The organism is Pseudoalteromonas sp. SR45-5 (assembly GCF_014163565.1).
Taxonomy (GTDB): Bacteria; Pseudomonadota; Gammaproteobacteria; order Enterobacterales; family Alteromonadaceae; genus Pseudoalteromonas; species Pseudoalteromonas distincta.
Genome location: NZ_JACJDN010000286.1, coordinates 1 through 5,063, shown reverse-complemented (window position 1 = coordinate 5,063; position 5,063 = coordinate 1). Strand labels below are relative to the sequence as shown.

Below are 5,063 nucleotides of genomic sequence, written 5' to 3'. Positions count from 1 at the left end.
CCCACCTATATTATTGCCTATGTATACACTGATTTATTAGATTATGCGGGCCCGGTGCAAATAGCGCTGAGAGAATGGTTTGGCTGGAAATCGCCTAGCGACTATTGGTTTTTTGATATACGTACATTACCCGGCGCCATCGTTATGATTGCCTTGGTGCTTTACCCGTATTTATTTTTAATTTTTAAAACGGCCCTTCGCGAGCAGTCATTCAAATTAGTACAAGCTAGCCAGTTAATGGGGCTATCTCCTTGGCAAAGCTTTTTTAAAGTCAGTTTAGTGCTCTCTCGTGGGGCAATTGTGGCGGCTCTTGCACTTATTAGTATGGAAACCATGGCCGACTTTGCAACAGTGAGTTATTTTGCCGTAAGTACATTAACAACCGCCGTATACGATACGTGGTTTGGTTATTACTCACTTACAGCGGCCGCTAAAATATCGGGTGTGATGTTACTGCTGTTATTTTTAGCATTAATGGCAGAGCGTTTTAGTCGCCGAAACCAAGCGGTATTTGAGCGACAATCAAGTGTAAATAGCGAATCTCTCTATGTATTAAAAGGAAAGTCTGCTTGGCTCGCAACGGCATTTTGTAGCTTTATTTTACTTATCGCTTTTGTAATTCCTATTGCAGTACTTATAAATTACGCCATTACCTACTTTGATAAAGCATGGGATGTTGAGTTTTTTAGTTACGCTTGGCAAAGTTTAAAAGTGGCAGGGGTTGTAAGTGTTATAACCATTACATTGAGTGTTTTTGTGGTTTTTTATCAGCGTGTTGCAAAGCAAGCGTATCCGCTTATTCCTGGTCGTTTAGCAAGCACAGGTTATGCGTTGCCAGGAACTGTACTCGCTATTGCGGTTTTGTTACCCCTTACATTATTAGAGAACACTATTAACACAGCACTCGAGCCGTATAACTTAGACATTGGCTTACTGCTTACAGGTAGCATTCTTACTATTATTATTGCTTATATTGTTAGGTTTTACGCCATTGCACATGGAGCAATTGAGTCGAGTTTTTTACGTATTAGTCCATCACTTGATATGGCAAGCCAATCAATGGGTAAAAGCCAAGGGCAAACGCTGCGTTTAGTGCACCTACCTTTACTGCGAAGAGGATTGCTCACTGCTGCCTTATTGGTATTTATTGAGTGTATGAAAGAGTTGCCAGCTGCGCTATTGCTCAGACCGTTTAATTTTGAAAGCTTAGCTACTCATGTATTTCAGTATGTGAGCGACGAGCAATTAGAGCTTGCTTCAATATCTGCATTATTTATTGTTATCGTTGGGTTTATTCCTTTGTATTTTATTAATCGTTCTATGGAGCAGCGTAGTTAAATGAGTAGTTTAATTTTACAAGGCGTGAGCTATCACTATAACGGCACAAAGGTTATTCACGATTTAGATTTAACAGTGGGTAAAGATGAAATTGTTTGTCTACTCGGGGCGAGTGGATGCGGCAAAACAACCACATTAAAGGCGATTGCAGGTTTAATTGAAGCCAAGCAAGGGTCTATTTTTATAGACGGTAAATTAGTGAGTGATGAGCAATCTTTTGTCTCACCTGAGCATCGTAACATCGGCATGATGTTTCAAGATTATGCGTTGTTTCCGCATTTAACGGTGGCAAATAATATTGCATTCGGGCTTAGTAATATGAGCAAAGCTCAAAAGCAGCAACGCGTTGATGAAATGCTTAAGCTTGTACATTTAATTGGCTGTGCTGACAGGTTTCCACACCAGTTATCGGGTGGCCAACAGCAACGCGTCGCTATCGCTCGTGCATTAGCTTATAAACCTAGTTTATTACTCCTTGATGAGCCTTTTTCAAACATCGACACACAAGTACGCTTTGAATTAATTGCTGATATACGTCGAATTATTAAGGCAACTCAAGTATCTGCTGTATTTGTTACACATTCAAAAGAAGAGGCATTTGCCTTTTCAGATACACTGGCCATTATGCATCGCGGTAAAATTGAGCAACAAGGCACGCCTGAGCAGCTTTTTGCAGCTCCATGTTCAAAGGAGGTTGCAGAGTTTCTGGGTCAGGGCATATACTTAAGCGCAGAAGTGTTAACCGCAACTGAATATAAAACACCATTTGGTTTAGTCGAATCTTATGTTGAGAGTAAGCATAATGTAAGTGCAGGGCTTATATATGTGCGCCCTCATCAAATAGAATTAGTGGCAGATAACCAAAGTGACAAATTCAGCAAGCGAGCTACAATCATAAGTCGTCGCTTTATTGGTTCGGCGTATGTTTATTCGCTTGTTATTGATGAACAAGAAATTGAAGTTGCTGCACAATATGGCCAGTCATTTGAAAATAATGATCAGGTTATAATAAAAATAAAACCTCACACGGTGAATTTTTTCGAATCGTAATTAATTTGTTATTCGCTGTGTTTTTATCTGTAAAACTAAGGAATAACAATGGCGCAAGCGCAATCAGGGATTTGTGCTGAAGCAAACTTACACGGTTTGCACTTATTTTTTAATGTGTTTGATGGTCAAGACGAATCACTTCGCGCAAAGTTAAAACAAGTAAGCGCTATAGAAGAAGAGTTTAGCGATCAATTTTCAGAATCAATGCTCTCTTGTATGGTTGCTATTGGTGCGCAATACTGGCCGCATATCCTCCCTGAATACATTCCAAGCGAATTACAGAGCTTTCCCAATATAACCCATAGCGATCACCAAATGAGCGTACAACCGTGTGATTTATTTGTACAAATTCGCTCTGACCGTGAAGATGTTAACCATTTATTTGCGCTGCAAATTTTAAAATTATTTGCCCCCGATGTAGAGCTGGTGGAGCAAATTCGGAATTTTCGCTTTTTAGATGGTCGTGATTTTAACGGTTTTATTTATGGTGGCGACACCGCACATGGAAGAAAAAAGCGCGCTACGGCTTTAATCAGCAACCCTGGTAGCTTTGAAGATCAGGGGAGTTATATTCATGTTCAGCGTTATAAACATGATTTAACTATGTGGCAGCATTTATCATTGAGTGAGCAAGAGCAAATAATGGGACGTACGCGTCTTGATAACACGCTAATTACCCCAGCGATCGAAACCAGCCATGCTTCGCGAAGTGAGCTAAAAGACGAAGAGGGACAACCGCTACTATTAAATCAAAGCATGCCTTATGGCGACGTGTATGAGCAGGGAATGTTATCAATTACATGCGCTTGTACGGGCACCGCATTTGAAAAAGTACTTAATAGTCGTTTAGGGGAAGGGGATTGCTACGACCACTGGCTTGATTTTACTCAAGCCGATATGGGCTCTGCTTTCTTTGCACCTTCAATAGGGTTTTTAAAACAAATTTAATTTGCTATTAAACCGTATCAAATAAAATGCGAACACGTTCAAGTGTTACATCTATTTCAGATATTTTAGCAGGAGCGATAAAAATAGTGTCATCGCCGGCAATAGTTCCTAGTACGCCATCTGCTTTACCTAATGAATCTAATAAACGTGCAATAAGCTGAGCAGCACCTGGGCTGGTACGAATGATGATCATCATTTCGTTGTGCATAATGTCGATTACTAATTGGCGTAATGGGCTTTTAGCCGTAGGTACACCCATTTCAGCAGGTAAGCAGTAAACCATTTCTTGTTTGGCATTGCGTGTGCGTACAGCGCCAAATTTACTTAACATGCGTGAAACTTTACTCTGACTTATATTGTCAAAACCTTGATCTTTTAACGCATCAACTATTTCGCCTTGAGAGCCAAAATTTTCTTCTTTTAATAGTGATTTAAATGCTTTTACCAGTGCTTCTTGTTTATCTTGTGGTTGCATAGTCTTTATTCGTTTTTGTTATTTATGCCGCAAATTCTACACAAAAATGAATAATTATGCAGCAGTTGTTTAGTTAACTTGCCAGTTTGATGCGTTAAATCACATAAGTTTACGACTATGGTCGAAAATATACTTGAAATAGACAGGATAAATTTGTTTTTAGTCGCTAATTTCATTATCTTAAGAGCCACAAATGTTTCCTACCTCAAATTACGGAGAATTCCAATGAAAGTTGCTGTATTAGGTGCTGCAGGCGGTATCGGCCAAGCGTTGTCTTTATTATTAAAAACAGGCTTACCAGCTGGCTCTGAATTATCACTTTATGATGTTGCACCAGTAGTACCAGGTGTTGCGGTTGACCTTTCTCACATCCCAACAGATGTTAAAGTTGCAGGCTTTGGCGCAGACGATTTAAATAAAGCGCTTGAAGGCTCTGACATCGTTCTTATCCCAGCGGGTATGCCGCGTAAACCAGGTATGGATCGTGCTGATTTATTCAATGTAAATGCTGGCATCATCAAAACGTTAGCAGAAGGCATTGTTGCCAGCTGTCCTAAAGCGTTAGTAGGTATTATTACTAACCCAGTAAATGGCACAGTTCCAATTGTTGCTGAAGTATTCAAAAAAGCAGGTACTTACGACGCTAAACGCGTATTCGGTATTACTACGCTTGACGTTATTCGTTCAGAAGCATTTGTTGCTGAACTTAAAGGCGTAGACGTAGCAACTGTAAAAGTACCAGTAATTGGTGGTCACTCAGGCACAACTATTCTGCCTCTACTTTCTCAAGTTGAAGGTGTTTCTTTCACTGATGAAGAAGTTGCTGCACTTACTCCACGTATCCAAAATGCGGGTACTGAAGTTGTAAATGCTAAAGCAGGCGGTGGTTCAGCTACGCTATCTATGGGTGCTGCTGCAGCTCGTTTTTGTATGTCTTTAGTTAAAGGCCTACAAGGTGAAGAAGTTGTAGATTACGCTTACGTTGCTGTTGAAAATGGCGATGCAGAGTACTTTGCACATCCAGTACGTTTAGGTAAAAACGGCGTAGAAGAAATTCTTTCTTACGGCGAACTAAGCGCATTTGAAACAAAAGCAAAAAATGACATGCTTGAAACTCTGAAAAAAGACATCAAAGAAGGTGTTGATTTCATGGCGTAATAGCCAGTTTGAGCGATACCAATTGCATTAAATAAATGAGCAGTTATTACGATGGATAAATAGCTCGTTAGCAAGGCAAATATTACGATGTATA

General features: G+C 40.0%; 5 protein-coding genes. 4 read left to right on the top strand and 1 reads right to left on the bottom strand.

What is annotated here, in order from left to right; genetic code table 11:
* The 3 genes from H5072_RS11565 to H5072_RS11555 form a co-directional block, all read left to right on the top strand.
* Positions 1 to 1,338, top strand: a 1,338-nt coding sequence (locus H5072_RS11565) for an iron ABC transporter permease (RefSeq protein WP_182693602.1), incomplete at its 5' end; no start/stop codon positions are given.
* A complete protein-coding gene (locus H5072_RS11560; protein WP_024604545.1) occupies positions 1,339 to 2,388 on the top strand; it encodes an ABC transporter ATP-binding protein in 1,050 nt (349 codons plus the stop codon).
* A gap of 48 nt (positions 2,389 to 2,436) precedes the next feature.
* Positions 2,437 to 3,336: a Dyp-type peroxidase gene (locus tag H5072_RS11555; protein WP_182693601.1), complete on the top strand. Its 900-nt coding sequence runs from the start codon at positions 2,437 to 2,439 to the stop codon at positions 3,334 to 3,336.
* 7 nt (positions 3,337 to 3,343) lie between these two features.
* On the opposite strand, the gene argR is transcribed toward H5072_RS11555, so the two are convergent.
* A complete protein-coding gene (gene argR / locus H5072_RS11550) occupies positions 3,344 to 3,811 on the bottom strand; it encodes a transcriptional regulator ArgR (RefSeq protein WP_002957753.1) in 468 nt (155 codons plus the stop codon).
* Between the two features lie 225 nt (positions 3,812 to 4,036).
* Between argR and mdh the strand changes: the two genes are divergently transcribed.
* Positions 4,037 to 4,969, top strand: coding sequence for a malate dehydrogenase (mdh, locus tag H5072_RS11545; RefSeq protein WP_002957751.1), 933 nt, complete (start codon positions 4,037 to 4,039; stop codon positions 4,967 to 4,969).
* The last annotated feature ends 94 nt before the right edge of the window (positions 4,970 to 5,063 follow it).

What these genes read in the sequence shown, in the direction of transcription:
- H5072_RS11560 (WP_024604545.1), top strand. Translation starts at nt 1,339, where the DNA reads ATGAGTAGTTTAATTTTACAAGGCGTGAGCTATCACTATAACGGCACA.
- H5072_RS11555 (WP_182693601.1), top strand. Translation starts at nt 2,437, where the DNA reads ATGGCGCAAGCGCAATCAGGGATTTGTGCTGAAGCAAACTTACACGGT.
- argR (WP_002957753.1), bottom strand. Translation starts at nt 3,811, where the DNA reads ATGCAACCACAAGATAAACAAGAAGCACTGGTAAAAGCATTTAAATCA.
- mdh (WP_002957751.1), top strand. Translation starts at nt 4,037, where the DNA reads ATGAAAGTTGCTGTATTAGGTGCTGCAGGCGGTATCGGCCAAGCGTTG.